The 26,171-nt window shown below is 48.8% G+C and carries 24 protein-coding genes; 17 read left to right on the forward strand and 7 right to left on the reverse strand.

Features of this window, described 5'->3' with window-relative positions:
* The first annotated feature begins 51 nt into the window (after positions 1-51).
* The 6 genes from EA58_RS09565 (at position 52) to EA58_RS09590 (ending at position 7,381) form a co-directional block, all read left to right on the forward strand.
* Positions 52-477: a MerR family transcriptional regulator gene (locus EA58_RS09565; RefSeq protein ID WP_051641998.1), complete on the forward strand. Its 426-nt coding sequence runs from the start codon at positions 52-54 to the stop codon at positions 475-477.
* Between the two features lie 75 nt (positions 478-552).
* Positions 553-1,722: an isovaleryl-CoA dehydrogenase gene (locus EA58_RS09570; protein ID WP_036751803.1), complete on the forward strand. Its 1,170-nt coding sequence runs from the start codon at positions 553-555 to the stop codon at positions 1,720-1,722.
* Between the two features lie 26 nt (positions 1,723-1,748).
* A complete protein-coding gene (locus EA58_RS09575) occupies positions 1,749-3,362 on the forward strand; it encodes a carboxyl transferase domain-containing protein (protein ID WP_036751805.1) in 1,614 nt (537 codons plus the stop codon).
* A 25-nt stretch (positions 3,363-3,387) separates the two neighbouring features.
* The gene (locus EA58_RS09580) at positions 3,388-4,269 is read left to right on the forward strand and encodes an enoyl-CoA hydratase-related protein (protein WP_081819612.1); all 882 of its coding nucleotides are present in this window, start codon (positions 3,388-3,390) and stop codon (positions 4,267-4,269) included.
* The gene (locus EA58_RS09585) at positions 4,262-6,433 is read left to right on the forward strand and encodes an acetyl/propionyl/methylcrotonyl-CoA carboxylase subunit alpha (protein ID WP_081819613.1); all 2,172 of its coding nucleotides are present in this window, start codon (positions 4,262-4,264) and stop codon (positions 6,431-6,433) included. The genes EA58_RS09580 and EA58_RS09585 overlap by 8 nt, the downstream gene beginning before the upstream one ends.
* 6 nt (positions 6,434-6,439) lie before the next feature.
* On the forward strand, positions 6,440-7,381 hold the full coding sequence (locus EA58_RS09590; RefSeq protein WP_036751807.1) for a hydroxymethylglutaryl-CoA lyase: 942 nt from the start codon (positions 6,440-6,442) through the stop codon (positions 7,379-7,381).
* Positions 7,382-7,443: 62 nt separating this feature from the next.
* On the opposite strand, the gene EA58_RS09595 is transcribed toward EA58_RS09590, so the two are convergent.
* Positions 7,444-7,713 carry a hypothetical protein gene (locus tag EA58_RS09595; RefSeq protein WP_235199589.1) on the reverse strand — a complete coding sequence of 90 codons (270 nt, stop codon included), beginning with the start codon at positions 7,711-7,713 and terminating at the stop codon, positions 7,444-7,446.
* 330 nt (positions 7,714-8,043) lie between these two features.
* On the opposite strand from EA58_RS09595, the gene EA58_RS09600 reads away from it, so the two are divergent.
* A complete protein-coding gene (locus EA58_RS09600; RefSeq protein ID WP_051641991.1) occupies positions 8,044-9,090 on the forward strand; it encodes a hypothetical protein in 1,047 nt (348 codons plus the stop codon).
* A gap of 27 nt (positions 9,091-9,117) precedes the next feature.
* Here the strand turns inward: EA58_RS09600 and EA58_RS09605 are convergent, their stop codons facing one another.
* Positions 9,118-9,663, reverse strand: coding sequence for a GNAT family N-acetyltransferase (locus EA58_RS09605; protein WP_036751811.1), 546 nt, complete (start codon positions 9,661-9,663; stop codon positions 9,118-9,120).
* 775 nt (positions 9,664-10,438) lie between these two features.
* Here EA58_RS09605 and EA58_RS09610 point away from each other — a divergent pair.
* The gene (locus EA58_RS09610) at positions 10,439-10,777 is read left to right on the forward strand and encodes a hypothetical protein (RefSeq protein WP_036751812.1); all 339 of its coding nucleotides are present in this window, start codon (positions 10,439-10,441) and stop codon (positions 10,775-10,777) included.
* Between the two features lie 110 nt (positions 10,778-10,887).
* Here the strand turns inward: EA58_RS09610 and EA58_RS22125 are convergent, their stop codons facing one another.
* Both EA58_RS22125 and EA58_RS09615 read right to left on the reverse strand, forming a co-directional pair.
* Complete coding sequence (locus EA58_RS22125; RefSeq protein WP_268748943.1) at positions 10,888-11,016, reverse strand: hypothetical protein; 129 nt, start codon at positions 11,014-11,016, stop codon at positions 10,888-10,890.
* A gap of 328 nt (positions 11,017-11,344) precedes the next feature.
* A complete protein-coding gene (locus EA58_RS09615; RefSeq protein ID WP_036751814.1) occupies positions 11,345-12,301 on the reverse strand; it encodes a transposase in 957 nt (318 codons plus the stop codon).
* Between the two features lie 337 nt (positions 12,302-12,638).
* On the opposite strand from EA58_RS09615, the gene EA58_RS09620 reads away from it, so the two are divergent.
* From EA58_RS09620 to EA58_RS09655, 8 genes are all read left to right on the forward strand, one after another.
* A complete protein-coding gene (locus EA58_RS09620; protein ID WP_036751888.1) occupies positions 12,639-13,631 on the forward strand; it encodes a phosphotransferase enzyme family protein in 993 nt (330 codons plus the stop codon).
* A 224-nt stretch (positions 13,632-13,855) separates the two neighbouring features.
* Entirely contained in the window at positions 13,856-14,338 is a 483-nt protein-coding gene (locus EA58_RS09625; RefSeq protein ID WP_036751816.1) for a tetratricopeptide repeat protein, read from the forward strand.
* A 283-nt stretch (positions 14,339-14,621) separates the two neighbouring features.
* The gene (locus EA58_RS09630) at positions 14,622-15,032 is read left to right on the forward strand and encodes a cytidine deaminase (protein WP_036751818.1); all 411 of its coding nucleotides are present in this window, start codon (positions 14,622-14,624) and stop codon (positions 15,030-15,032) included.
* Between the two features lie 51 nt (positions 15,033-15,083).
* Complete coding sequence (locus EA58_RS09635) at positions 15,084-15,833, forward strand: alpha/beta hydrolase (RefSeq protein WP_036751820.1); 750 nt, start codon at positions 15,084-15,086, stop codon at positions 15,831-15,833.
* Positions 15,834-16,352: 519 nt separating this feature from the next.
* A complete protein-coding gene (locus EA58_RS09640; RefSeq protein ID WP_036751822.1) occupies positions 16,353-17,279 on the forward strand; it encodes a siderophore ABC transporter substrate-binding protein in 927 nt (308 codons plus the stop codon).
* Positions 17,280-17,321: 42 nt separating this feature from the next.
* Positions 17,322-18,296, forward strand: coding sequence for an ABC transporter permease (locus EA58_RS09645; protein ID WP_051641992.1), 975 nt, complete (start codon positions 17,322-17,324; stop codon positions 18,294-18,296).
* Complete coding sequence (locus EA58_RS09650; RefSeq protein WP_036751824.1) at positions 18,289-19,236, forward strand: iron chelate uptake ABC transporter family permease subunit; 948 nt, start codon at positions 18,289-18,291, stop codon at positions 19,234-19,236. The genes EA58_RS09645 and EA58_RS09650 overlap by 8 nt, the downstream gene beginning before the upstream one ends.
* Positions 19,237-19,241: 5 nt before the next feature.
* Positions 19,242-20,003 (forward strand): iron ABC transporter ATP-binding protein, encoded by a 762-nt coding sequence (locus tag EA58_RS09655; RefSeq protein ID WP_036751826.1) that lies wholly within the window; start codon positions 19,242-19,244, stop codon positions 20,001-20,003.
* A 41-nt stretch (positions 20,004-20,044) separates the two neighbouring features.
* Here the strand turns inward: EA58_RS09655 and EA58_RS09660 are convergent, their stop codons facing one another.
* Positions 20,045-21,127, reverse strand: coding sequence for an autotransporter outer membrane beta-barrel domain-containing protein (locus EA58_RS09660; protein WP_161781028.1), 1,083 nt, complete (start codon positions 21,125-21,127; stop codon positions 20,045-20,047).
* 441 nt (positions 21,128-21,568) lie between these two features.
* Here EA58_RS09660 and EA58_RS09665 point away from each other — a divergent pair, with 441 nt between their 5' ends.
* Entirely contained in the window at positions 21,569-21,964 is a 396-nt protein-coding gene (locus EA58_RS09665; RefSeq protein ID WP_036751829.1) for a hypothetical protein, read from the forward strand.
* A 61-nt stretch (positions 21,965-22,025) separates the two neighbouring features.
* Here EA58_RS09665 and glgB read toward each other — a convergent pair whose 3' ends face one another.
* Entirely contained in the window at positions 22,026-23,888 is a 1,863-nt protein-coding gene (glgB, locus tag EA58_RS09670) for a 1,4-alpha-glucan branching protein GlgB (protein ID WP_081819615.1), read from the reverse strand.
* A gap of 45 nt (positions 23,889-23,933) precedes the next feature.
* Entirely contained in the window at positions 23,934-26,117 is a 2,184-nt protein-coding gene (gene malQ, locus EA58_RS09675; protein ID WP_036751831.1) for a 4-alpha-glucanotransferase, read from the reverse strand.
* Positions 26,118-26,171: the final 54 nt, after the last annotated feature.

Below are 26,171 nucleotides of genomic sequence, written 5' to 3' on the forward strand. Positions count from 1 at the left end.
GACGAGGTTGCTTTTCAGTCCCGCTTTTACGAACATCGGGAGGACAGCAGTGTGGCAGATACCTTTAAGATCAGCGAGCTGGCAAAAGAATTTGGCGTCACGACCCGCAGTATTCGCTTTTATGAAGACGTGGGTCTGCTCCAGCCGGAAAGAGACGGCACAATCCGAGTCTATCAACGCCGGGATAAAACCCGGCTGAAGCTGATTCTTCGCGGAAAGCGACTTGGATTTTCTCTGGCTGAAATTCGTGAACTCTTTGATTTATACGATACAAATCAAAGTGATAGCCAGCTTCAGCAAATGATTAAAATCATTGATGACAAACAAGCGAAACTCCAGCGGCAGTTAGACGACATCGAAGTCATGATGCAAGAATTGAACACGGCGAAAGCACGATGTCAGCAAGCGCTGGACGACAAAAGCACCAACCGAAAACGCAGAAAAAACAATCACAGTCAGTCGAAATATGAAGGCTGAGACAATCACTGATCATCCTGAGAATTTAGTCGTTTCTCATGACTCGTCCGAATATTCGGATACAAGGGAGATGCTATGAAAGACCTGTTTACCCCGCTCAATTTTGGCCTTGGTGAAACCCTGGACATGCTCCGGGAGCATGTCAATCATTTTGCAGCCGATGCCATTGCACCGCTCGCAGAACAGATTGATAAAGACAACCTCTTCCCCGCTCATCTTTGGGAAAAGCTAGGCAACATGGGCTTACTCGGCGTCACCGTCAGCGAAGAATTTGGCGGTGCCGGGATGGGCTATCTGGCCCATGTGGTCGCGATGGAAGAAATCAGCCGGGCATCTGCGTCTGTCGGGCTGAGCTATGGGGCTCACTCCAACTTGTGTGTCAACCAGATTTACCGAAATGGCACACAGGCACAGAAGGAGAAATACCTGCCGAAACTGATCAGCGGTGAGCACGTCGGCGCACTGGCCATGAGCGAAGCCAATGCAGGCTCAGATGTTGTCAGCATGCAGCTGAAAGCCGAAAAAAAAGGCGAGGTCTTTGTCCTGAACGGCAACAAAATGTGGATTACCAACGGGCCGGATGCCCATACCTTTGTGGTCTATGCCAAAACCGATGGACAGGCAAAATCCCGTGGGATCAGTGCGTTCATCATTGAGCGCGATTTTCCCGGTTTCACCCGGGCGCAAAAACTCGACAAGCTGGGCATGCGCGGGTCTAACACCTGCGAACTCGTGTTCAGCAACTGTGAAGTTCCGGCTGAAAACCTGCTGGGGAAACTCAATCAGGGCGTTGAAGTGCTGATGAGCGGACTGGATTACGAACGAGTTGTGCTTGCGGCCGGTCCGCTGGGAATCATGCGTGCCTGTCTGGATATCTGCCTGCCCTATATCCATGACCGCAAACAATTTGGCAAGCCCATTGGCGAGTTCCAACTGATTCAGGCCAAAGTTGCTGACATGTATACCCGTATGAATGCCGCACGCGCGTATGTGTATACCGTTGCCGCGGCATGTGATCGCGGGGAAACCACGCGTCAGGATGCGGCAGGCGTTATTTTGTACTGCGCAGAACTGGCAACACAAATGGCATTGGATGCCATTCAGATCCTCGGCGGTAACGGCTATATCAACGAATTTCCGACCGGACGACTGCTCCGTGATGCCAAGCTCTATGAAATCGGTGCTGGCACCTCTGAGATTCGCCGCATGCTGATTGGCCGCGAGCTGTTCGAACAAAGCCGCTAAGTATCCATACAACAGGGACAGATATCATGGCGATACTTGAGAGCCACATTCAGCCACATGACACACAGTTTCAGCACAATCATCAGGCCATGTCTGCACTGGTCGATGACCTTCAGACCCGGTTAAGCATTCAGCTTCAGGGCGGCGGTGAACAGGCGCAAGCCAGACAGCGGTCGAAAGGCAAACTCCCGGTGCGGGAACGGATTGACCGGTTACTGGATACTGGCAGTGCCTTTCTGGAAGTCGGTCAATTTGCTGCCTGGGAAGTTTATGATGAGGCCATTCCCTGTGCGGGTGTGGTCGCTGGGATTGGACAGGTATCGGGCACAGAGGTGATGATCATTGCCAATGATCCAACGGTCAAAGGTGGCACTTATTATCCGTTAACCGTCAAAAAACATTTAAGAGCACAGGAGATAGCGGAACGCTGTCACCTGCCCTGCCTCTATCTGGTCGACTCCGGTGGTGCCAACCTGCCGCATCAGGCCGAAGTTTTTCCGGATAAAGATCATTTCGGACGGATCTTTTTCAATCAGGCCAGAATGTCGGCCAAAGGCATCCCGCAAATTGCCATTGTGCTGGGGCTGTGTACGGCAGGTGGCGCGTATGTACCTGCCATGGCTGATGTCGCCATCATGGTGAAAAATCAGGGCACCATTTTTCTGGCCGGTCCGCCTCTGGTAAAGGCTGCAACGGGTGAAGATGTCAGCGCAGAAGCACTCGGCGGCGCCGATGTGCATTGCAAAACCTCTGGCGTCGCTGACTATTACGCCGACGATGAACCCCATGCGCTGGCGTTAGCCCGGCAAGCCGTCGACAGCTGCCATCGGCATACAGCATCACCACTATCCAGACAGCCAGAACCCATCAAAGCGCCGCTTTATCCGGCGACCGATCTGTATGGCATTGTCGGCACCGATCTGCGTAAGCAAATCGATGCCCGAGAAGTGATTGCCCGGCTGGTGGATGGTTCAGAATTTGATGAATTTAAAGCCCTTTACGGTGACACCCTGATTTGCGGTTTTGCTCGCTTGCATGGTTACCCTGTCGGCATCGTGGCAAATAACGGAATATTGTTTTCAGAATCAGCCCAAAAAGGCGCGCATTTTATTCAGCTTTGTACGCAACGCAATATTCCACTGCTGTTTTTGCAGAACATTACAGGGTTTATGGTGGGCCAGAAATACGAAGCAGAAGGCATTGCCAAGCATGGTGCCAAAATGGTGATGGCGGTTGCCTGCGCCAATGTGCCGAAATTTACGGTGATCATCGGTGGATCTTACGGTGCCGGCAATTACGGAATGTGTGGCCGTGCTTATGATCCAACGCTGATCTGGATGTGGCCCAATGCCCGCATTTCTGTCATGGGGGGCGAACAAGCGGCTGGTGTGCTGGCGCAGGTGACCCGCGACATCAAACAACGCAAAGGTGAAAACTGGTCTGCCGAAGACGAAGCAACCTTTAAACGCCCCATCCGGGAACAGTACGAAAAAGAAGGTTCGCCTTACTTTGCCAGTGCACGACTGTGGGACGACGGCATCATCGATCCGGCCCAAACCAGAGATGTCCTGGGAATGGCACTGAAAGCCGCACACCATGCACCGGCTGAAGACAGCCAGTTTGGCATTTTCCGAATGTAACCGTCTGAAAAAGTGAGGTCACACCATGACATCTCAAATAACGCCTGTATTTCAGCCGGGCAACATTGCGGAAATCCTGCATGCGACCGCCCGGGACACTGTCCTTTGCACCATCAATCGTCAGGGGGTTGCAACCCTGACGATCAACCGATCCGAAAAATATAATGCCTTTGACGATCAGCTCATTGCAGCCCTGAGACACTATCTGAAACAACTGGCCCGTCATCCGGATATTCGCGTCCTGTTACTGCGGGCTGCCGGTAAACATTTCTCATCGGGCGCTGACCTGAACTGGATGAAATCAATGGCAGGGAAGAGCCGTCATGACAATCTGAATGACGCACAGGCACTGGCTCTGCTCATGCATGAGCTGGATACCTTTCCGCATCCGACGCTCGTTTCTGTTCAGGGCTCTGCATTTGGCGGGGCGCTGGGACTCATCTGCTGCTGTGACATCGCGATAGGCACCGAAAATACGCGTTTTTGTTTCAGTGAAGTCAAACTGGGCCTGATTCCCGCCACCATTGGCCCTTATGTCTGTCGCACCCTCGGGCAACGCCAGGCCCGGCGTCTGTTGCTGACGGCGGAAACCGTGAATGCAAAACGCGCACAAGCGCTGGGAATTCTGCATGATGTCTGTCCTGAAGCGCAGCTTGAAGAACGGCTGCAACTGGAAATCACGACGCTGCTTGCAAACAGTCCTCAGGCGATGAGTCAGGTCAAATTACTTTGCCGCCACTGTGAAACTTCCCCAATCAATGACGAACTGATTCAACTGACCAGTGAAATGATTGCCGACATCCGTGTCTCAGCGCAAGGTCAGGAAGGTTTATCCGCGTTTTTTGACAAACGCCCCCCAAACTGGGTTCAACACTATCAATCAATGCAAGGAGAGCAAGATGAGTAAACCGGGTGATCTGCTGCAGCCACTCCACGAGCAACCTGCCACATCGGGCTCACTTGGGGCATCTTCCGTCGACCTTTCCACCATTCGTCGCCTGCTCATAGCCAACCGTGGAGAAATTGCCTGCCGCATAATCCAGACCGCGAAATGCATGGGCATCACCACCATTGCCGTTTACTCAGAAGCAGACCGGCATGCGAAACATGTCCGCATGGCCGACGAAGCATTTTGTATCGGGCCAGCACCGGCTCTGGATTCCTATCTGGCCATCGACAAGCTGATTGCCGCTGCCAAAGGCAGCCGCGCCGATGCGATTCACCCCGGCTATGGTTTCCTCTCCGAAAATGTCGCTTTCGCCAGAGCCTGCGCGCAAAACCAGCTTATTTTTGTGGGCCCCAGCCCGTCAGCCATGGCTGCAATGAGTTCAAAATCTGACGCCAAAACCATCATGGCAACAGCGGGTGTGCCGCTTTTACCTGGCTATCATGGCGACGAAGATAATCTTGAAAACCTCACCCGGGCGGCAGCCCAGATTGGCTACCCTGTGATACTGAAGCCGGCGCTGGGCGGTGGTGGAAAAGGGATGAAAATCGTCCGTCAGGAAAGCGAACTGACAGAAGCCATTCAGTCGGCCCGGCGTGAAGCAAAATCTGCGTTTGGTGACCAAACACTGTTGCTTGAAAAATACCTGACTGAACCGCGTCATATCGAAGTTCAGATTTTTGCCGATCGGCATGGCAATTGTGTGTATTTGTCGGATCGCGACTGCTCGGTACAGCGCCGCCATCAGAAAATTATCGAGGAAGCCCCGGCTCCCGGTCTCAGTGACCACCTGAGAAAAGCCATGGGTGAAGCGGCTGTACAGGCCGCACTTGCGATTCAGTACGTTGGTGCTGGCACCGTGGAGTTTCTCTATGACAGCACAAGTCAGGCTTACTACTTCATGGAAATGAACACGCGATTACAGGTTGAACATCCGGTCACAGAGATGATTACCGGTCAGGATTTAGTTCAATGGCAAATTCGGGTTGCCGAAGGTCACCGCCTTCCGCTCGCGCAGCATGAAATCCAGCATCAGGGTCATGCGATTGAAGCCAGACTATACGCTGAAGATACCGAGCAAGGTTTTTTGCCCGCATCTGGCACCGTTCACTTCCTGAGAGAGCCGGTTTCAGAACATGCTCCTGCGTACCCGGCGCAACAAATTCGGACACGCGTCGATAGCGGCATCACTGAGGGTGACACGGTCACGACATTCTATGATCCCATGCTGGCCAAAGTAATTGCCTGGAGCGAAGACAGACAGAGCGCCATTCTGCAGCTCAAAAAACTGTTGTCTGAATATCAACTCGGCGGTCTGGCGACCAACCTGAATTACCTGCAACGCATTCTCAGTCACGATGCTTTTGTGCAGGGCAAGCTCAGTACCCACTTTATTGAGCACTATCAGGATACATTATCCGCTGACTCCCCTGCTCAGTTTGACCTGAAAACGATCGCTAATGCGTCCATCGGTATCCCTGTCAATTCACTGCTCACTGCCGCCACATTGTGCTTTCAACAATCCGTTCAGAACCAATTGACGGGCTGGCGGCTCAACCAGTACAGTCAGCACAGCATCACACTCTATGATCCACAAAACGAAAATCGCTTGTTCTCCTTTGAGAGCCGATCAGATCATCAGCTCCGGTTGAAGCAACTGACGATCGGAACAGACCCGTTTCCATTGACGCCGGTCCAAATCACGTTACTGGACCTGAACGCGCAAGGCTCTGTCGTGGACTGCGGCATTGAAATTCTTGGCGCTCGTCATCAGATCCGCCTGGTCCGGCTGACAGACTCCAACACCTTGTTGGCTTTCACCCAAGATGAGCAAAAAACGTATCAATTGCGTCCTAATTATGGCCATCATCAGACAGATCATGAAGACAGCCCGGTTGCGCCACTCAACGGCATTGTGTCTGAAGTTTTGTGCCAGCCCGGTGAAACGGTTGAGAAAGATCAGGGGCTGGTTGTCATCGAAGCCATGAAAATGGAATATACCGTTCGCGCACCCCATGATGGCGAAGTTCTCTCGGTGCTGGTCGGTTATGGCGATCAGGTTCAGCATGGTCAGGAACTGGTTCAACTCAGTGCTGCCAGCGAAGCCCCCAGCCTTTCGGAGTAAGCACACATGAAGAACGGCTTATTTACCGCGTCGGCATCATTTCCAAAACAGGTCAACATTGTTGAAGTTGGCCCGAGAGACGGCTTACAGAATGAACTCAGTGTCAGTACAGCCGATAAAGTGGCGCTGGTCGATCAGCTTTCGGCGACAGGGCTTCGTCATATTGAAACCAGCGCTTTTGTTTCGCCTAAATGGGTGCCGCAAATGGCTGACTCAGCTGACGTTTTTCAACAGATCACCCGCGTTCCTGGCGTGACCTACACAGCCCTGACGCCAAATCTGAAAGGGCTTGAACTGGCCATTGCGGCAGGCGCTGACGAAATTGCTGTTTTTGCTTCTGCGTCTGAAGGATTCAGCCAGCAGAATATCAACTGCAGCATTGCTGAAAGTCTGAAGCGCTTTGAACCTGTCTTACGTATCGCAAACGAAAACGGTATCGCTGTTCGTGGCTACCTGTCTTGCGTAACCGACTGCCCTTACGACGGGCCAACGCTTCCGGCACAAACCGCCCAGATAGCCAATGCCCTCTACCAGATGGGGTGCTATGAAATCTCACTGGGCGACACCATTGGCAAGGCGACTCCCCTTCGGTTTGCGGCCATGCTTGAAGCTTGCATGAATGACTTGCCATTACAGGCACTGGCCGTACACTGCCACAATACCTGGGGACAGGCACTGGCAAATATCTATCAATCTCTGTTGATGGGAGTCTCAACGATTGATGCCAGCGTTGCAGGACTGGGCGGTTGCCCTTATGCGCCGGGCGCAAGCGGGAATGTCGCAACGGAAGATGTGGTGTATTTATGTGAACAGTCTGGCATTCAAACCGGCATTGACCTCGACAAACTGGCTGATGTCGGTGCAGCCATTTGCCAGCGTCTGGGCAAACAACCCAATTCAAATGCAGCGTTAGCAATCTTGGCCGCTCGAAGGCAGAAGCAGGCATAAAAAAACGAGGTCAGTGCCCTCCCACTGACCTCGTTTTTTCCTCTGAAACGCTGGTGATTCCGCTACTCGGAACGCAAGAACCGTTGCTCGGCTTCCAGCTCATTCACAACACGCCATACCTTCTGCTCACGTCGTTGCTTAATGTCTGATGGCATGCCCAGTCCGGCTCCCCTCAGCGAATCGTCCGGGCCAACATATTCATCGATATGTTCATTAAACATGGCCCTGAATTCTTCCATCGTCGGCATGCAGTAATTGTCTTTTTCATAAGCTTCAAAAATGTGTTCAACTTTCAGTGAGATATCCCTTCTGATTCCATCAAAATCTGACATATCCATCCTACACCTCACCATCACTAACCTATGCAGGGGTGCATAGATTTTCTTCACGGGTAAAGTGTAGCCGAGTTTTATGACACAAAAATTTAGCCATCACCGCAAAATTTTTGACAAATAATCCTCATTGAGGATAACTCTCCGTACCGCAAGCCTTTTCTTTCATTCCCGCACCATACCCCATGTAAACGATTTCAAAACTTGCTGCAAAATTTTAGATATGATTCAAATTTTTCGCTCAATGGATTCCAGAGCAAGCCCGCTTCAGCATTACCTATACTGAACAGTAGAAGTATCCGTTTGTCAGCACCCGATCCGAGGACTTTTATGAAGTGTCTGCATCGAACCGGTATCATTTTTTTAACCGCTATCTACTGGCTAGGTGCACCAACCATCTGTATCGCAGACAACACCACACCCGTTGATCCATGGCAGTACCCGGAAGACGACGAAGACGACAAACTGTTACCAGCCTGGCTAGACACCACACAAACTTCCGTTTCTGAAACCATTACCGACGTGAGCACAGACATTGATCAATTCCTCAGCCTCAATGAGGAAGAAGAACCGATGGTCAATGAAAGCTATCTGCGAATCAGACTGAAGCCCTACTACACGCACAGGGGCGACTTTGAGTTTGATTCCAGTATTGCACTCAGAATGGATCTTCCGCATGCGGAAAAAGACTGGAAACTGATCTTTGAAACCGACCCGGAAGATTACGAGAGCCTGGAAAATAAAGAACGGGGCATTGCCGATACAACCGGCACCGAAAACCGAGGTGCGATTGCAGGGGTGCGTCTCGAAAGCCGGAAATTCAGCGAATGGTACGCCGACTTTGATGTCGGCCTGAAACTTCGGCTCCCCTTAGATCCCTTCACTCGTGCCCGATTCAGACGTGTGGATAAATTAGGTGCCGGGTGGACGAGCCTGGTCAGACAGGAGTTTTTTTATTACCACAGCAAAGGCCCCGGCACCCTGACATCTGCCGATTTTTATAACGCACTTGAACCAGCAGAACTGACCATTCTCCGAGTTGGCGCCAGTGCTCAGTTTCTGGATGATGACGACAACTGGCAATTCGTTAACCTGGCCGAAATTTATGATCGAATCAGTAACCGCAACCTATTCACATACTCAATTGGCCTGAGTGCCAACAGTCGTCCCAACCTGTCCACAGAAAACGCCTGGATCTCGTTTAGCTGGCAGCGCAGATTACATAAGCACTGGCTCTATATGAAACTGACACCGTCTGTCAATTTTCAGAAAGAATACGACTATAAAATCAATCCCGGCATTCTTGCTGAGATCGAGTTGTATTTCACCAAAAACAGACGCTTTAACCAACTCTACCGCAGCATTCCGAAACCGTGATTCGTCTATGACACCCAATCAATCTTGCTATGAAACCAAACAGCGCTCAAAGAACAAAACACCGGCCGGCGCATCTGCCGTCGCTTCCTCAAAACCCTGCTTTTGAAGCAGCCTGACTGACTGGGTATTCTCCGCTGCCACTCCGGCCAATAAAGTTGAAACAGGTTGTGTACGTCGACACCATTCAATCAGTCCAGCCAGACACTCACTGGCATAGCCCTGCCCCCAAAATGCTTCACCGAGCAGATAGCCCAGATGTGCCTTTTGAGTGCCCGCTTCTTCATACACATCAAGAAACATGAAACCGATAATCTCTTGCGTGGCAGCTATCTGAATCAAGATAAAATGGCTTTCCTGCATCATTTCCTGCACCCACGCTTGGGCAGATTGTTCATTCTGAACCGATTGAAACTCAGGAGGAAGCGACTGCGTTACCTTCGGCGTGAGTAACCTCAAAGCTGCACGAACTAGGTCGACTTCCGACACCGACTGATTCAATGCATTCGAGAGATGACTCACTCGCAACCGGAGTGTATAAAATTCACAGGTTTCAAAGCGCTCAACTGCTGCCATCAAATTCATCCCTTTTATGTCCTAAACAAGGCCATCATAACAGTGATGCCAGCACTCTGGTCAAATATACCCGTACTAAAGCGTCTGTCCATATAGAAGCACATAGAGGACAGCCACCATTAATACAGCCTTAACAGGCTACCCGGCTGAAGCGTCCGTACTAAAGCGTCTGTCCATATAGAGGACAGTCACCATTAACGAATTAACAGGACAATGAATTAACAGGACAGTCACCATTAATGAATTAACAGGACAGTCACCATTAATGCAGCCTTAACAGGCTACCCGGCTGAAGCGGCTTGTGAGCACAGTGGATCCATACATTCCTTACCTCCTCTTCATCACTGTTATTGGAACAATTTTGCTCTCGCGCACAGATATGCAACAAACTTAAATACAACCAGAGAAGCATTATCTATTCGCATCTATCATACCTAACGGGAGTGATCGGAAGGTTATCTTCATAAGTGTGGCTTAATTGCCAAAGGCGGTAGCGTGTTTGTAAATCGATTGGGGCCAAAGCAGACCAAGTGTTTTTGGGAATATTAGACTAAAAAGCAATTTATCATTTCAAATCATGAAGAGATTAGATTTTTTGATTAATCAAACTGAATCTTCACCCCACTCAGAGATTTATTCAAAACATATGAACTGGATGGTTATCTCCACATAACATAAAATTCAACATTTATCATAAAGATCGCGGTCAAAACCATCAATATTTATTGTTAAATATCATATCTCACTATCTTTTATCTTATTAAACGAGGTTTATATGAATAAAATAAAAAACTCTATCGCATTACTTCTTTTGTTTTCTTCCGGACATATTTTTGCGGCAGCGGGTTGTATTGGTCAAGTCTCAAAAGTTTGGGTAGAACAAGATGATGCATTGTACTTCAATATTAAACCTAGCAATGAATGTGTATGTAATTTTTCAGAAGGGATTGCAAAAGGATTTTCTGTTCCTGCAGATCAAGTAAATAAAGAAGAACAGTACTCTGCCCTGCTTGCAGCCTTTATGGCTGATATAGACGTTATGTCTTGGTTTGATTGGCGTGTCGAAGATGGAAGCCAAAGATGTATTAGTTGGAATATCTCTCTTAGTAAATAAAAATGAACCATAGAACCTGTAAACCAGATCGTCATGGCCCTTTAGGAGCTTAAACTGCCTGTCCATGTAATCGGTTGAAAAAGCAGCTTCCAAAAAGCTGCTTTTTCAGACTAATCACCTTTCTCGTGTTCATGTGGCTTTAACTTAGGGTGTTTTTTCTGGTTCTCAGGGCGAACACGCTGTCTTTTATCCGGTGTGCCGTCTTCGTTTTTTCTTTTCTGTCCAGGTTTAATTCCCATGTTCTCTCCTTATATGAGTCGGGATCTGCCCGCGACTAAACGTAGTCGATTAGTAATGAGTTAGACGTTCCGATAACAAAAAAATTGTCTTGCGTCACAAATCAACCAGCCAGCTAACCGGACAGTCACCTTTAATAACAGGACAGTCCACCTTAAGAAAAACACCACAGCCTTAACTGGCTGAAAATCGATTTGAGAATCACCTTAAGAGACGAATTAAAATATTTTTATATTCAGTAACAGACTTGATCTGACTGACATAGTTTTCGGGCGAGAGTAAGCATACACATCAATGTATGTATGGAGGGGCAAAGTCGATATGAAAAGTCTACAGAATTTGTAAGCCGGTTCGTCGCTGTCGATTCAATTGAGGCAGTGCAGCTTCAATTGCAGCGGCTGAGCCAATCAGTGTGCCCTTTTCTATGGTTGTACAAAGGCTTAGCCATGAATTCGTTCCTAAACCGAGTCGTTCAAGAATTGGCAACCGTGTTGATTCGATATAGCCGCGTTGACCTGCTCTGATTTGCCGTCCGGTCCAGTCAACCAGCTCAAGATAATCCAGCAATCGAAACGGGAGCCCATCCGGCATGTCATTTCTTGGATTTCCAGCGAAAGGAAAAAGAGAGGGTGCTGATGCCTCGTCTTTACGAAGCGATTTTATGCGTGTTTTCACCGACGTAAAGTCGGATGTTTCTGGTGTTTCAGAAATACCTGCTCGTACCGGGTTCAAGTCAACGTACGCCATAGCGGCGGCCAATGCTTTTTCATCCAGCAGCGCCTGACTTTTGAAACGTCCTTCCCAAAAGTGGCCTGTGCAGTCGTCTTCGCGATTGGCTTCGTTGGCGATGTATTGATTAAGTAGACGCATAAACCAGCTGATGGAACAGAGTCTTTCCCGCCAGGTTTGGATGATTGTGAGGCATGCGTTTTTCTCGGCTTCAGTTGAAATTTCACCCTTTAGAAATCGCTGAATCAACACTGGAGTTCGGTGTAAAGTAAGCCAACGTTGAATGACCTCGTGCTCTGAAAGGCGATGTGCTTTCTCAGTGTTGATATGCAGGACTAAATGATAGTGATTACTCATAATTGCGTAGGCACAAACATCAATACAAAAGACTTGAGCAATCAGCTTTAATCGCTTTTCAACCCAGTCACGACGGTGTTCATAGCTAGTTTGAGTCAGCTCGTCATACCCACAAAGGTATGAACGGCGCACGCACCTGGAAACACAATGGTAATAGGGCGTTGCTTCGACACTAATGAGTTGGCTGCGTGCTGTGGTCATGGTTCTTGAATGAGTGATTACTGGATGAATGAACAGTATTTCAGTTTGGTTTTTGAGGAAAGGAATAAGTGATGAAGGCGAAAGATCGGTCTTGAACTGATGAAAATGATAGAGGTATTTTTTTCTTAAGGTGCCTGTCCTGTAATCTCCATAGCAGTTAATGGGACAGTCACCCTTAATTATTGGAACTTAAAGTGTCTGTCCATGTAAGTTCATAACCCTGATGACTGTGCACTCGCTCGAAAACACAATCCTGTTCGTGTGCATATCGATTGAGATTCAATACGTTGTTCCACAACAACCTGCCATTCATTTTATGCCGATGGAAAAATTACAGATGGACAGAAAGAAAGCGGCGCTGTACAAACGCCTCAGGGAGCATTGGAGTCAGTTTGAACATGAAGCAACAATCGTTGAAAACACCTTAGGTGCAACCAACCAAGTATTCCGAGTGAATACTGAACCAGCGTTTTACCTTCGCAAGTATCGGACAAACGAGATCACGCGGGTTCAAAATGAACATGAACTTCTGTTGCAGCTATCTCAAAATTTAGATTTTGTTGTTTCCCCTTTTCTGACACGTCACAAATCAACTTTTACGAAGATTGGAAGCCATCTTTATGCTCTCTTTCCTGAAGCAAATTGGCAATTGATTAACCAAGATGCGCTTTCTGAATCTCATGCTTTTCAAGCTGGTAAAACACTCGCCGAGTTGCACCGTCATTTGGCACCTTTCACAAGTGACAAATTCCCCACGATCGAACTTTCATGGGATAAATGTGCCTGGGTACAAAGGCTTCAAAAAGTCATCACAACGATTGAGTCAAACGGTATAGAACACACCACTGACGAATGGGCCTTCAGAAGAGCCCAAAAACAGATGCGTTATTTGTCTGATATAAAGACGACACACACGTATCGCCCTAAAACGCAAAGAACACTCATTCATGGTGATTATCATCATTACAATCTGTTTTTTGATCAGCAGTCGAACGTGTGCGGAATAATCGATTGGGATTTGTTACAAAACATGCCTCGTGCTTATGAGATAGCAAGAGCTTGTATGTACATGTTTAAATTGGAAAAGAATAAAACTATCGCTTTTATCAACGGCTACATGGCGGTGAATCACATCACTCAAGATCAACTTCACGACGGCGCGAAAGCTTGGGGGATTTTTGCAGACCATCATGTCTGGGCACTCGAAGCAGTGTATTTGAACCGAAACATGTCAGCCAAAAAATTTGTGCCTCATACCGATTTTGAACCTTTTATGCATCAATGGCTCCCCATTGAAAATGCTCTGTTTGGATTGGCACATCATCAATAATAATGATGACGACAGGTGGCATGATCCGAAACTATTTTTGATCACTTCAATAGAAAAACAGATCCGTAACTGGCAGGAAGATTTTTCGGAAGGTTCAATACCTTGCCTTGATGAGCCACTACATGGATACTAGGTGAAGTTTTTAAAAATCAATCCATATAAAAGTGTGACAAAACCTGATGCGATGGCATTCACATCATTTGTTCCACTCTTCAGGAGAAGTCATGCATTCGATCATCGAAAATGCAATTGAATTACGCAAGTCAGGTCAATATGAAGCATCCAGAAAATTACTTTTTTCGTTGCTATCGAATCATGAATATCAAGCGAAAGCGTGCCTACAAATTGCGTGGGCTTACGATAATGAAGGTAAAGAGCAAGAAGCAATTACTTATTATGAGTCAGCACTCACTGGGCCTTTATCGACAACTGAACGTTTTGATGCCATTTTTGGCTTAGCTTGTACACTTCGCAGCTTAGGCCGCTACAACGATGCCCTGACATATTTTGAACAAACAATATCTGAATATCCAGACGCCATTGAAGTGATGCCTTTTTACGCAATGTGCTTATATAACGTTGGACAGCATCAAGATGCGATATCGTTACTGCTTGAGTTACTTGTATCAACCACAAACAGTGATTCAATAAAAAACTATCAAAGGGCAATCTTACTGTATTCCAAAGATTTGGATAGACAATGGTAATACGCAACCTACTTTAGGTGTGTTGTTCTACAGTGGGTCTGTTCACCGCTGCAAAATATAGAAAGAAACAATAAGATTTTTGATCACGGCATTTTTTGTCAATCAACCACTTGCCTTGATGATCCGCCTCATAGATAGCTACGCAATTTTTAGCTTATCAATATCAAAAAAGCTGATGCCATGCAGAGTCTCAAGCGTTATCGGCATCAGGCGAATCAATGGTAACAAAGTCTGTCAGGACCCCAGGATTCATTGAAACGTACTAAAAAATGGAATTGATGAAATGGAACAAATAGAACAAACTCTTTATGAGCCTGCAATTCAACTCATTCAAACGCGTTATCCGACGGGTTGGGGCGGCGCAGCAGCAGTGAGAACGGCTTCCGGAAAAATATTAACCAGTATTGCCCCAGACATCAAAAACGATGCGCTATCACTTTGCATGGAAGTCGGAGCCTATTTAGAAGCACATAAGTTGAATGAAGCAGTGACTCACTCTTTGTGCCTCTGCCGTGAAGATGAAAACAGCGCGTTTTTGGTTTTATCACCCTGTGGTATTTGCCAGGAGCGTTTGGTTCATTGGGGGGGTGATGTTCAAGCAGCAATAACAACCCAAGGCAATGATCTGGTTTTCAAAACAATACGAGAACTCATGCCCCACCATTGGTCTCTGGTGAATGGAAAGTCGCTATAACAAACAGCGAGCATCTTCATCTCGACTCAAAGACACACGTTTAGGATACGTATGAAATATTTACCGAGCTTCTTTCTTTTATTCTTGTCATTCGCATCATATGCACAAACGATAACAATTCATGATCAGAACAGGGATCGCCATATCCCACTCACGATCCATTTCCCGACAAAAGCCGAACATTGTACCCGAACACAAAAATGTGACGTCGTATTGATCAGTGCGGGGTATCGCGTTCCTTACACCAAGTACTTGTTTATCAGTCAGGCACTCAACAATGCTGGATATATGACGATTGCAGTCGACCATGAACTTCCGCATGATCCGCCATTATCAAGAAAAGGTGACTTATATCAGACAAGGATCGAGAACTGGAAACGTGGCGCTGAAACTCTGAGTTATCTTCAGAAAACGTTGCCAGATCGATTTCCCTCCTACAATTTCGATCAATTAACTTTCATCGGGCATTCAAATGGTGGAGATATTTCAACCTGGTTAAGCCTTCAGGACAATAATTACGTACATCAGTTGATTACGTTCGATCATAAAAGAGTCGCGCTGCCTAAAACTCATCAGACCCGCGTGCTGTCAATCAGAGCACAGGAATACCCGACAAAAAATGGTATTTTACCAACAGCATCCGAGCAGGTGGAATTTGAGAGTTGTGTTGTCGACATCCCACACTCAAAACACATGGACTTCACAGACTATGGCACCAAAGATGTGATGGAAAAAACTGACAAAATCGTCCTCGGCTTTTTAAAAGGCTTGAGTTGTGCAGATCTCAAGCGAAAATCCTGACGGCATCCTCACTCTGTACTTTGCCATCAGGATTCGAACCATATTTCACTGAACTCCCTGCCGCTGCCCCACCCTGATGGAAGAAATCAATCGCTTATTTCCATCAGTCTGAGGCAGTCTTCCTACTCTACAATCTCTATAAAATCTCTATAACAAGGCAAGTAAAGGCCCCGAGCCGGTTTCATCAACCCGTTTGACCGTCATCGGCAAAACCACCACCATAAGGAGCGGCGGAACAACTTTATCGCCATTTCGAATGACTATCTGAGTGAATATCTGCCCCGGTATTGGTAAATCAATGTAAAGACCGAGTTGACGCACAAGGCACAGACTGAAGCAGATAACATATTTAAATATCTGATTTTAAATCACTTTATGTTCTAAACACCCTCATTGTCAGCGATTTTTTGACACCACCACACAAACACAAAAAAGAACGATTCTCAGTTTTATTCGTGACATCAATTCGTAAATTGAATAGCATTGTGCGACTTATTTCATTCTGAGGACGTAGAGACAATGAAATCATTTGGCCTTCTGTCACGCGTTGTTCTGCTAGCTGCCGGTCTGCTGGCTGCACAAGCCGTATTTGCCGATAACAATTCACCGAAATCAATCAAACACGCTTTAGGTGAGATAACCCTGAACAAGGTACCGCAACGTGTTGTTGTTCTGGGTCAGGGCAGCCTGGATACGCTGGATCGTCTGGGTGTCGAACCCGTTGGTGTCGTCAAATCGATGATGCCTGCCTACCTCAACAAATATCAGGATGAAAAATACGTCGGCGTAGGATCGGTCGTTGAACCGGATTTCGAAGCCATCTTCATGGCAAAGCCTGATCTGATTATTGCTGAAGCCCGAATGACAGCGCTGATGGATCAACTGAGTGAGATTGCCCCAACCATTATGTACTCCGTTGAATACGGTCAATACTGGCAGGATGCACAACAAAACTGGCGCATGCTGGGTGAAATCTTCAATAAACAGGCTGAAGCTGAACAACTCATTGCTGAGACTCAGACAAAACTGAATGCAGCCAAACAACGTGTCAAAGACAGCAAGATGAATGCGCTGATGCTGATGAACAATGGCAACAAGCTTGCCATGTTCAACGAAGGCAGCCGTTTTTCCATGGTCTTTGATGATTTTGGCTTCACCCCCGCGCGAAGCGAAAAAGTTTCAGCCGGTGGCCCACACGGCAACCTGATTTCGTTTGAATATGTTGCCGACGCCAAACCGGATGCCATGTTGGTTCTGGACCGTGAACAAGCGATTGGCCGTGACAACGGCAAAGCGAAAGCGCGCTTCGACAACCCACTGGTAAAATCCACCCCTGCTTACAAACAGAACCATATTGTCTACCTGAATCCGAATGCCTGGTACATCACAATGGCTGGCGCTACAGCCACCGAGTTGATGATCGACGATATTAACGCCCTGTTCTAACCCAAGTTGTGAGATCTGCCTGCGGGCAGGTCTCGGTTTACTATGAAGTCATCAAGTATTTATTCTTCCCGGATCTTCATTTCCGGCACTTTACTGCTGTTGCTGAGCGCTGCTTCCCTGTCTGTCGGTGTGGCAGATCTTCATCTCAGCCAGTTATGGCAAGGTGATATAGAAGCAACGTCTATCCTGATCGCCAGTCGCATTCCACGATTACTCGCCATTTGTCTGGCCGGCGCTGGTTTAAGTATTGCCGGACTGATCATGCAGCAGATCTGTCAGAACCGGTTTGCGGCCCCGGATACCACAGGCACCATCGACTGTGCCCTGCTCGGCTATGTGGCCAGCATGGTGTTTTTCTCCGGTTTGAGCAAATGGGTCGATTTAGCCGTTATTTTTGCTTTTGCGGTCGGGGGCACCCTGCTGTTCGTCAAATTCCTGCAACGGCTGACCTTCAAAAATACCGTGCTTGTCCCGCTGATTGGGATGATGTTTGGGAATGTCGTCTCAGCTTTTACTCAGTTCATTGCCTACAGATATGACCTGATTCAGACGATGGAAACCTGGACGATTGCCAACTTTTCCTCGGTCCTTCAGGGCCAGTATGAACTGTTATATCTGGCCATTCCGGCTGCTGTGATTGCCTATCATTTTGCCAGCCAGTTCAGTGCAGCCAGCGTCGGTGAAAGTTTCGCGAAAAATATTGGCCTGAACTATCAGAACATCGTGCTGATTGGAGTCATTATTGTGGCTGTGATATCCGCATCTGTGGTGATGATCGTCGGCGTCATTTATTTTGTCGGACTGATTATTCCGAATCTGGTGTCTCTGTTCCTTGGCGACAACATGAAACGAAATCTACCGTGGACGGCTTTCTGGGGTGTCGTGGTCGTTCTGGCTTGTGACATTCTTGGCCGATTAATCATCTTCCCTTATGAAATTCCAATCTCCATGATCGTTTCCGTGCTTGGCGGTGCTGCATTCATCTATCTGGTACTGAAGGACAAAACCAATGCGTAATTCCATGAAAGTGATCTGGATTGCAGCTTTGTCTGTGCTGGTCATTGGCTATTTCATCGGACAGGGACTGACGCCGGATAACTACAGCTTCTTCCTGTCCCGCCGTATCCCGAAAGTGTTAGCAATTTGTCTGGCGGCCATTGCCATTTCAGCCTCTTCGATGGTGTTTCAGACCATCACCAATAACCGGATTCTGACCCCGTCCATTCTGGGTTTTGACTTCCTTTACATCATGCTGCAAACCCTGATCGTCGTGGTGTTTGGCAGCGCCAGCTTTTTGATTATCAATCAGAAAATTAATTTCTTTGTTTGCGTGTTGCTGATGACTGGCCTGTCCACCCTGCTGTTCAGTCTGTATTTCCGTCGCCGGAATACCAATGTGTTCACGTTGCTGTTACTTGGGATTGTGCTGGGCAGTCTGTTCTCGAATATTTCGAACTTCTTTGCCATGCTCATCGACCCGAACGAGTTCACCGTTATTCAGAATGCGATGTTTGCCAGTTTCAACAATGTGAACAGCGAACTGGTTTACTGGTGCGTTCCGATTCTCATGCTTTGCCTGCTGTATCTGCTGGGCCTGTCCCCGCAATTGGATGTGATGTGGCTGGGCGAAGACAATGCCAGAAGCCTTGGGGTCGATACCCGCAAGCTGACCCTGCAAGTCATGTTGGTTGTCTCTGTGATGATTTCCATCTCAACAGCGTTGGTCGGGCCTGTCCTCTTCTTTGGTCTGATTGTTGTCAGCCTGACCCGAGAAATTTTTCAGACTTACCATCACAAATCTCTGATTTTAATCTCCAGCCTGATGGCCGTTTTGCTGCTCATCAGCGGCCAGTATTTCGTTGAAAAAGTGCTGCGTTTTGAAACCACTGTCAGCGTCCTGATTAACTTTGTCGGTGGCAGTTATTTCCTGTATCTGCTCACCCGAAATAAAATCTGAAACTTATGATCGAATTAACCGGATTAACCAAACATTATGGCAACACGGCCGTGGTCAAAGATGCCTCGGCGCTATTTCCCAAAGGTGAAGTCACTTCGATTATCGGCCCAAACGGTGCCGGTAAAAGTACCCTGCTCGCCATGGCCAGCCGGCTGACCAACAGTGATGCCGGTCACGTGGTGATTGCAGGTACACCTTTATCGCAATGGGACAGCAAAGCCCTCTCAAAACGGCTGGCTGTATTAAGGCAGTCAAACAACATCAACATGCGGTTCAAAGTTCGTGAGCTGGTTGCGTTTGGTCGTTATCCGCATTCTCAGGGGCGACTGACAGCGGACGATAACCGCATCATCGATGAAGCGCTGGACCACTTAGGGATCCGGGAGATCCAGGATCGTTTTATTGATGAACTCAGTGGCGGTCAGCGTCAGATGGCGTTTATTGCAATGGTCGTCGCACAGGATACCGACTACATCTTTCTGGATGAGCCGCTGAACAATCTGGATATTCGCCATTCGGTGGACATCATGATGACACTTCGCCGGCTCGCGAAAGACATGCAGAAAGCCGTGGTGATCGTGATTCACGATATCAATTTCAGTTCCTGCTATTCAGATAACATCGTCGCGATGAAGCGGGGCGAAGTCGTCGCCAGCGGAAAAGTCCATGACGTGATTGAAAAGACAATCATGGAAGAGATGTATGAGATCCCGTTTGATATCAAAGAGATCGACGGGCAGCGCATCTGCCTGTATTACGGCGGGTAACCGCGGTGGGTAAGGCTTACCCTGAATACAACGGATAAGCCTTATTTAAACGGAATGATCACCCCGATGCTGTACAGTGACGGGGTCATATCATCCAGACCAACCAAGGTACTCGCTTCAGCATAGGCGACCCATTTACCATTGAAAGCACCCGACACACCCGCATGGAAACGGCCATAGAACTGATCTTCCGACTTTGTGATCACCGGCAGGCTGCTGCTGGAGTAACTGGATTTAAACTGGCTGACAATTCGGTCTGAGTGAAACTGGTAATCGTAGTGCAGATAGCTTTTCACATAAGGCTGAAAAATACCGACACTGGTCCGGAAAGGCTTCGAAATGGTGGCGCCTGTAATAAAGGTGGTACCTTCCAGTTTACTGACATCATCCACCTGGGAAATCACATAGTTCGAGTTCCCTTTCGATAATCTTTCGTTATATCTGTCCTGATCTGAAAGCGTGTATTGCACGGCGCTTTCCAAAGCGATTTTTGCGTAAGGATAATCCACCACATAACCGCCACCCAGCGTGAAGACCCAGACATCAGAATCCGCATCATCCATACTGCTGACAACCGGATCGGTATACATATTCACCTGACGGTTCACATCGGTATCGATCAGGGCGTAACTGGCCGTAAAATCAAGAAACCAGGCATCTTCAAAATAACTGAAATAACCCGACGCGACCAACCCATCAATGTCGGTGCTGTTCTCATTTTCATAGTCAGCAGATTTGTAACTCGGCATTCCCAGCGCCAGACCAAACAGGTAATTATTATTCAGCAGGTAATCCCCGCCCATGGTGACGGAATATGCCTGACTGGTCGCAGACTGATTTCGCCCTGAATGATACTGACTGAACGTCAGTTGCGGTTTTGAGCGTTCAACCCGCATATAGGTGCCAAGTCCGCCAGAAGCATTATCAAAATAAGATGCGGCCGCACTCGCTTCATTCGAAGCAGCATAAACCGCGCGTCCCCGGCTGTCCTGACGGACACTGCTGGTCCGGGCACTGACATCGCCCGGATATAACGCAACCGTGGGTGTATAAATGCTGGCAGCCGGATGGATGGATTCTTTCTGACTGGGTTTATCGACCCGAACATCACTGGCAAGAGTCATCAGAGAATCCATAACCTCATCTGACACTGAACTGACAAAACTGGATTTTCCGCTGTCAGCCCAGGAAGATTGTGGAACTGACGCTGCAAGCAGGACAACTGGTACCCAGACACCGTGACACCGATATGCGCTTCTCATATCGCCCCCTAAACCTACACGCTTATTTATAATGTTTTGTACGTCTTTCTTTAGACGCTTCTAATACATCGTCACAAGTGCATCTAGGCTTGAGTATAGGGCGGGTATTTTTTGAGGGATGTCGCAAAAATAATACAAGTATTTTTTTGCTAAACGAAGTATGCCGCCTCAGTAATTATCTGCTATAGCGAACAATCGATAATCCTCATGGAGAGAAAGACTTATTCGCTGGTAAGCAAGATACACCGCAAAATTGTACGACAGATTTATCTTCACATTTTTTTTGCCTGGCCGGAGATTTACATGAAAAAACTGTCCCCGTTCTTCCTGTCAACCGCGCTATTCCTGTCAACCTCACAAATGATCGCTGCGCCTGCACTGGCGGATAACCCGAGCCAGGCAACACTCGATCAGGCAGCAAAAGACGTTTGTGGCTGCCTGGCTGAACCTTATGCCGCACTGGAAAAAGCCTTGCAGGCCATGAAAACAGAGAAAGGCAATGACCTGAGCCGCCTGATGAACTCAAAGGGGGAACTCACGCAAATGATGAACGCAACCGAACAATGCATGAGTGCACTGCGGAAGAAATATCCCAACATCAATGCGGATCAGTCACTACAAAAACAGGTGCTGGACAGAACCCGTCAGTTCTGCCCAAACCCACTGGAAACGGTCGATTTAAGCGCACCGTCAAAATGAATCAGTCTGTAAAGAATCAAACGATCATTCGCGATACTGCAATTGATGACAACACAATGCGTTAAACGGGATAACAGCGTAAAAATACCGTCGCCAGTGGTGGCAAATTCAGAACAAGCTGATGCGTCTGGCTGGATTCATGCCAGCGTGTAACTGTGCGTTCCTGAACCACCTGACCACTGCCCCAGAACTCCAGGTCATCTGTATTCAACAGTACTTGATATTGTCCGGCAGCCGGAACAGGGATCACGTAATCTTCTCGCGGAACCGGTGTGAAATTACTCACCACCAGCACCTTGTCACCCTTTCTGGCATACCGCTCATGAGCAACCACACTCTGTGCTGAATCTGACTGAATGCACCAGGCAAATCCGGCCGGATCGCAATCCTGCTCATACAGCGCAGGCGTCTGACAATAGAGGTGATTCAGTGCCTTGACCAAACGCTGTACACCAGCATGGCGATCATATTGCAGATAGTGCCACTCCAGCACGCCGTCGTGGTTCCATTCCGCACTCTGCGCAATTTCTGCCCCCATAAAGTTCAGCTTCTTGCCCGGCTGACCATACATGTAACCCAGATAAGCTCTGAGATTCGCCGTCTGCTGCCATTCATCACCGGGCATTTTATTCAGCAGCGACCCTTTACCATAAACCACTTCGTCGTGCGACAGCGGCAGCACATAGTTTTCACTGAACGCATACACCAGCGGAAACGTCAGCGTATCGTGGTGATAACGGCGATGCACCGGATCCTCACGCATATAAGTCAGACTGTCGTGCATCCAGCCCATGTTCCATTTGAAGCCAAACCCCAGCCCGCCTTCATAGGTCGGTCGGGAAACGCCGGGAAAGGTCGTTGATTCTTCCGCAATCGTCATTGCATTCGGATAACGACTGTACACTTCTTCATTCATCCAGCGCAGTAAACTGGCTGCATCGTGGTTGATGTTGCCCCCGTCAGCGTTCGGAATCCACTCCCCAGGCTGGCGGGAATAGTCCAGATACAACATCGACGCCACAGCATCGACCCGCAGGCCATCAATATGGAAATGCTCCAACCAGTAAAGTGCATTGGCAACCAGAAACCGGCGAACATGCTCGCGCCCATAGTCATAAATGTAGCTCTGCCAGTCCTGATGCCAGCCACGGCGCGGATCCGGATCATGAAACAATGCCGTTCCGTCAAAAAATGCCAGACCATGGTCATCGGCCGGAAAGTGTGCCGGCACCCAGTCCAGAATCACCCCGACCCCTGCCTGATGACACTGATCCACGAAATATTTCAAGTCATCCGGTGAGCCGTAGCGACTGGTCGGGGCAAACATTCCTACCGGCTGATACCCCCAGGAACCATAAAACGGATGTTCTGAAACCGGCATCAGCTCTACATGGGTGTATCCCATTTCCGCCAGATAGGGGATCAATTCAGCCGCTAATTCCCGGTAATTCAAATGCTCGCCATTGTCGTGACGACGCCAGGAACCGGCATGCAGTTCATACATGGATAACGGCTGCGCGTGCTTTGCAGTCACCGGACGCTGCTGCCAATCGCGGTCCTGCCACGGATAAGAGCTGTGGTCATAAATCAGCGAAGCAAAGGAAGGATACTGCTCGGCCTGATATCCCCAGGGATCCGCTTTATGCGGCAGGGGGTGACCGGATAGATCCCGTAACTCGAACTTATAGCGTTCTCCGGCAGACAGCCCTGCCACAAAACAGCCCCAGTAACCTTGATCCAGTGCCGTCAGCGGATGACTCCGACTGTCCCACTGATTAAAATCACCCACCACGCTGACGGCACTCGCATTCGGGGCATACACCAGAAAACGCACGCCCGTCACCGGTCCGTCAGAACTTTCTATCGCCAGTAACTGAGCGCCCATGTGGTGATACTGGGTCGACGGATGACCCAGTTCAGCCATCTCCGGCAGCCAGTGCTTAATGTCGACACGTTCGGACTTCACAGGCTACTCCGTTGTTTGTGATGCCCGGGCGCGGGCTTCTGTCAGGCGTTTGGTCAGATCGGCAATGTTCTGACGATTGAATAAATCTTCCAGATTCACAGACAGCTTGCGACGCCAGTTCGGATACTCATCGATAGTCCCCGGAATATTGACGGGTTTATCCATTTCCAGCCAGTCTTCCAGTTGCAAGCTCAGCAACGCACTGGAACCCGCCGCCAGATGCAACTGCAAGCCTTCGCTCAAAGCACGATCCATCGGTACATACATGGCATCACGGCCCACATTTTCCGGCAGAAAACCATGCCAGTTCACACTGTCCAGAATACGCTGCTTACTCTCAACACGCCCATCGAACAGCGCTTTCAGCTGGGTTTCATCCGGATACAACCCTAACTCCCGCCCCATCTTCAGGTCATCGCAATGCCAGAAGCCACGCAATGTTGGCATGTCATGGGTACATAAAGCAGACATGGACTGTTCGGTATAATGTGACGGTGAGTAATAACCACCGTCTTCCGCGGTTTCAAAGAAGAACACCTTGTAGGAATGAATTCCTGCCGTCGCCAGCTTCTCAATAATCTCATCGGGTACTGTGCCCAAATCTTCCCCGATCACAGCACATTGGTAACGGTGACTTTCTAACGCCAGAATTGCCATCAGATCGTCAACCGGGTAATACATGTAGGCACCCTGTTTTGCCGATTCACCTTTCGGAATCCACCACAGACGCAGTAAACCCAGCACATGGTCAATCCGCAGTGCGCCGCAATGACGCATATTGGCCCGCAGCAGATCAATAAAAGGCTGGTACGCTGTTTTACGTAGTTGCTGCGGATTAAAAGGCGGCAAGCCCCAGTTCTGTCCGAGCGGCCCCAGAATATCCGGCGGCGCACCCACACTCACGTCCTGACATAACGCGCCCTGATCTGCCCAGGTTTCCGCGCCAGAACTGCACACACCAACGGCCAGATCACGATACAGGCCCATCACCATGCCTTTTTCTTCGGCAAGCTGCTGCGCTTCAGCCAGTTGCGTGTCTGCCAGCCATTGCAGATACATATACAATTGAATCTGCTCCGGATGCTGGCTGATAAACTGCTTTACCGCTGCACTATCAACGTGGCGATACTGTTCCGGGAAGACGGGCCAGCCCCAGATCTGATCATCTTTTTCTCTCAGTTCAGCGTGTAAAGCATCAAACGCTGCCTGATGCTTCAGGCTCTCACCACCCGCTTCAACAAAATCAAGAAACGCACGGCCACGCGCTGTTTCCGCTTTCAGGTGGCGTTGCTTAAACGTGGCAAACAACATGGGCAAGACCGCCATTTTCAGGCAAACCACTTCACTGTAATTCACCCAATTGCTGTCACGCGCTTCAGCCAAACGCTGCTGGAACGTTTCGCTGCCAACCAACTGAAGTGCTTCATCACATTGTGCAAATTCCGGGGCTGAGCACACATCAATATAAATAATATTCAGCCAGCGACGGGAAGACGGGCTGTAAGGACTTGCGCCTTCCGGGTTTGCCGGGAACAGAGAATGAATCGGATTCAGGCCAACAAAGTCCCCCCCCTGCGCAGCAATATCAGACACCAGTTGCTTCAGATCACCGAAATCGCCAATGCCCCAGTTGTGGCCGGTACGCAAAGAGTACAGCTGAACACTTGGCCCCCAGAGTTTCTTGCCTTTTTCCAGTGCTGGCTGCTTATAACAGGCAACCGGCGTCACGATCAGCGTCATCTCATAAGGAGACTGACGACGTTTACGGAAAATTTCCAGCTTGTGGTAACCCAGCGGCAGTTCCGGCAGCGCAAACAGCATGTCTCCGCCCTGCTCTCGTTCGTCGGAAACCAGTTGCGATTGCAGCCAGCCTTCCATGACATCGCCCTGTTCTGTTTCCAGCCTCCAGCTAAAATCACTGATGCGGGCGCTTCGGCCGAGGGTCAGCTCAACCTGAACCGGTTCACCACGGCGAATGACCTTCACGGGTGCCAAAACATCTCTGGGCTGTAATCTGGATGCAGAAGCTTCCAGCGATTCATCACTGCTGGTGTCGTAACCTAATGCAGCCAGTAAACTTGTCAGGGTTTCAGTACTGACCGCGGTTTCTTCCCCCCAGGCACTGATGTAACTGGCTGCCAGCCCAGCCTGTCTGGCAATGTCTTTCACAACCTTTTCTGTTCTCATTTTTCTTCTCCGCGACGCCACAGGGGTCTCTCTCCGCATGTGTTCGAACGCCCA

This window comes from Photobacterium galatheae (assembly GCF_000695255.1).
Lineage (GTDB): Bacteria > Pseudomonadota > Gammaproteobacteria > Enterobacterales > Vibrionaceae > Photobacterium > Photobacterium galatheae.

Coding starts and splice junctions, on each gene's coding strand:
- EA58_RS09570 (WP_036751803.1), top strand. CDS start 553: ATGAAAGACCTGTTTACCCCGCTCAATTTTGGCCTTGGTGAAACCCTG.
- EA58_RS09575 (WP_036751805.1), top strand. CDS start 1,749: ATGGCGATACTTGAGAGCCACATTCAGCCACATGACACACAGTTTCAG.
- EA58_RS09580 (WP_081819612.1), top strand. CDS start 3,388: ATGACATCTCAAATAACGCCTGTATTTCAGCCGGGCAACATTGCGGAA.
- EA58_RS09585 (WP_081819613.1), top strand. CDS start 4,262: ATGAGTAAACCGGGTGATCTGCTGCAGCCACTCCACGAGCAACCTGCC.
- EA58_RS09590 (WP_036751807.1), top strand. CDS start 6,440: ATGAAGAACGGCTTATTTACCGCGTCGGCATCATTTCCAAAACAGGTC.
- EA58_RS09595 (WP_235199589.1), bottom strand. CDS start 7,713: ATGTCAGATTTTGATGGAATCAGAAGGGATATCTCACTGAAAGTTGAA.
- EA58_RS09600 (WP_051641991.1), top strand. CDS start 8,044: ATGAAGTGTCTGCATCGAACCGGTATCATTTTTTTAACCGCTATCTAC.
- EA58_RS09605 (WP_036751811.1), bottom strand. CDS start 9,663: ATGGCAGCAGTTGAGCGCTTTGAAACCTGTGAATTTTATACACTCCGG.
- EA58_RS09610 (WP_036751812.1), top strand. CDS start 10,439: ATGAATAAAATAAAAAACTCTATCGCATTACTTCTTTTGTTTTCTTCC.
- EA58_RS22125 (WP_268748943.1), bottom strand. CDS start 11,016: ATGGGAATTAAACCTGGACAGAAAAGAAAAAACGAAGACGGCACACCG.
- EA58_RS09615 (WP_036751814.1), bottom strand. CDS start 12,301: ATGACCACAGCACGCAGCCAACTCATTAGTGTCGAAGCAACGCCCTAT.
- EA58_RS09620 (WP_036751888.1), top strand. CDS start 12,639: ATGGACAGAAAGAAAGCGGCGCTGTACAAACGCCTCAGGGAGCATTGG.
- EA58_RS09625 (WP_036751816.1), top strand. CDS start 13,856: ATGCATTCGATCATCGAAAATGCAATTGAATTACGCAAGTCAGGTCAA.
- EA58_RS09630 (WP_036751818.1), top strand. CDS start 14,622: ATGGAACAAATAGAACAAACTCTTTATGAGCCTGCAATTCAACTCATT.
- EA58_RS09635 (WP_036751820.1), top strand. CDS start 15,084: ATGAAATATTTACCGAGCTTCTTTCTTTTATTCTTGTCATTCGCATCA.
- EA58_RS09640 (WP_036751822.1), top strand. CDS start 16,353: ATGAAATCATTTGGCCTTCTGTCACGCGTTGTTCTGCTAGCTGCCGGT.
- EA58_RS09645 (WP_051641992.1), top strand. CDS start 17,322: ATGAAGTCATCAAGTATTTATTCTTCCCGGATCTTCATTTCCGGCACT.
- EA58_RS09650 (WP_036751824.1), top strand. CDS start 18,289: ATGCGTAATTCCATGAAAGTGATCTGGATTGCAGCTTTGTCTGTGCTG.
- EA58_RS09655 (WP_036751826.1), top strand. CDS start 19,242: ATGATCGAATTAACCGGATTAACCAAACATTATGGCAACACGGCCGTG.
- EA58_RS09660 (WP_161781028.1), bottom strand. CDS start 21,127: ATGACTCTTGCCAGTGATGTTCGGGTCGATAAACCCAGTCAGAAAGAA.
- EA58_RS09665 (WP_036751829.1), top strand. CDS start 21,569: ATGAAAAAACTGTCCCCGTTCTTCCTGTCAACCGCGCTATTCCTGTCA.
- glgB (WP_081819615.1), bottom strand. CDS start 23,888: ATGGCTGAACTGGGTCATCCGTCGACCCAGTATCACCACATGGGCGCT.
- malQ (WP_036751831.1), bottom strand. CDS start 26,117: ATGAGAACAGAAAAGGTTGTGAAAGACATTGCCAGACAGGCTGGGCTG.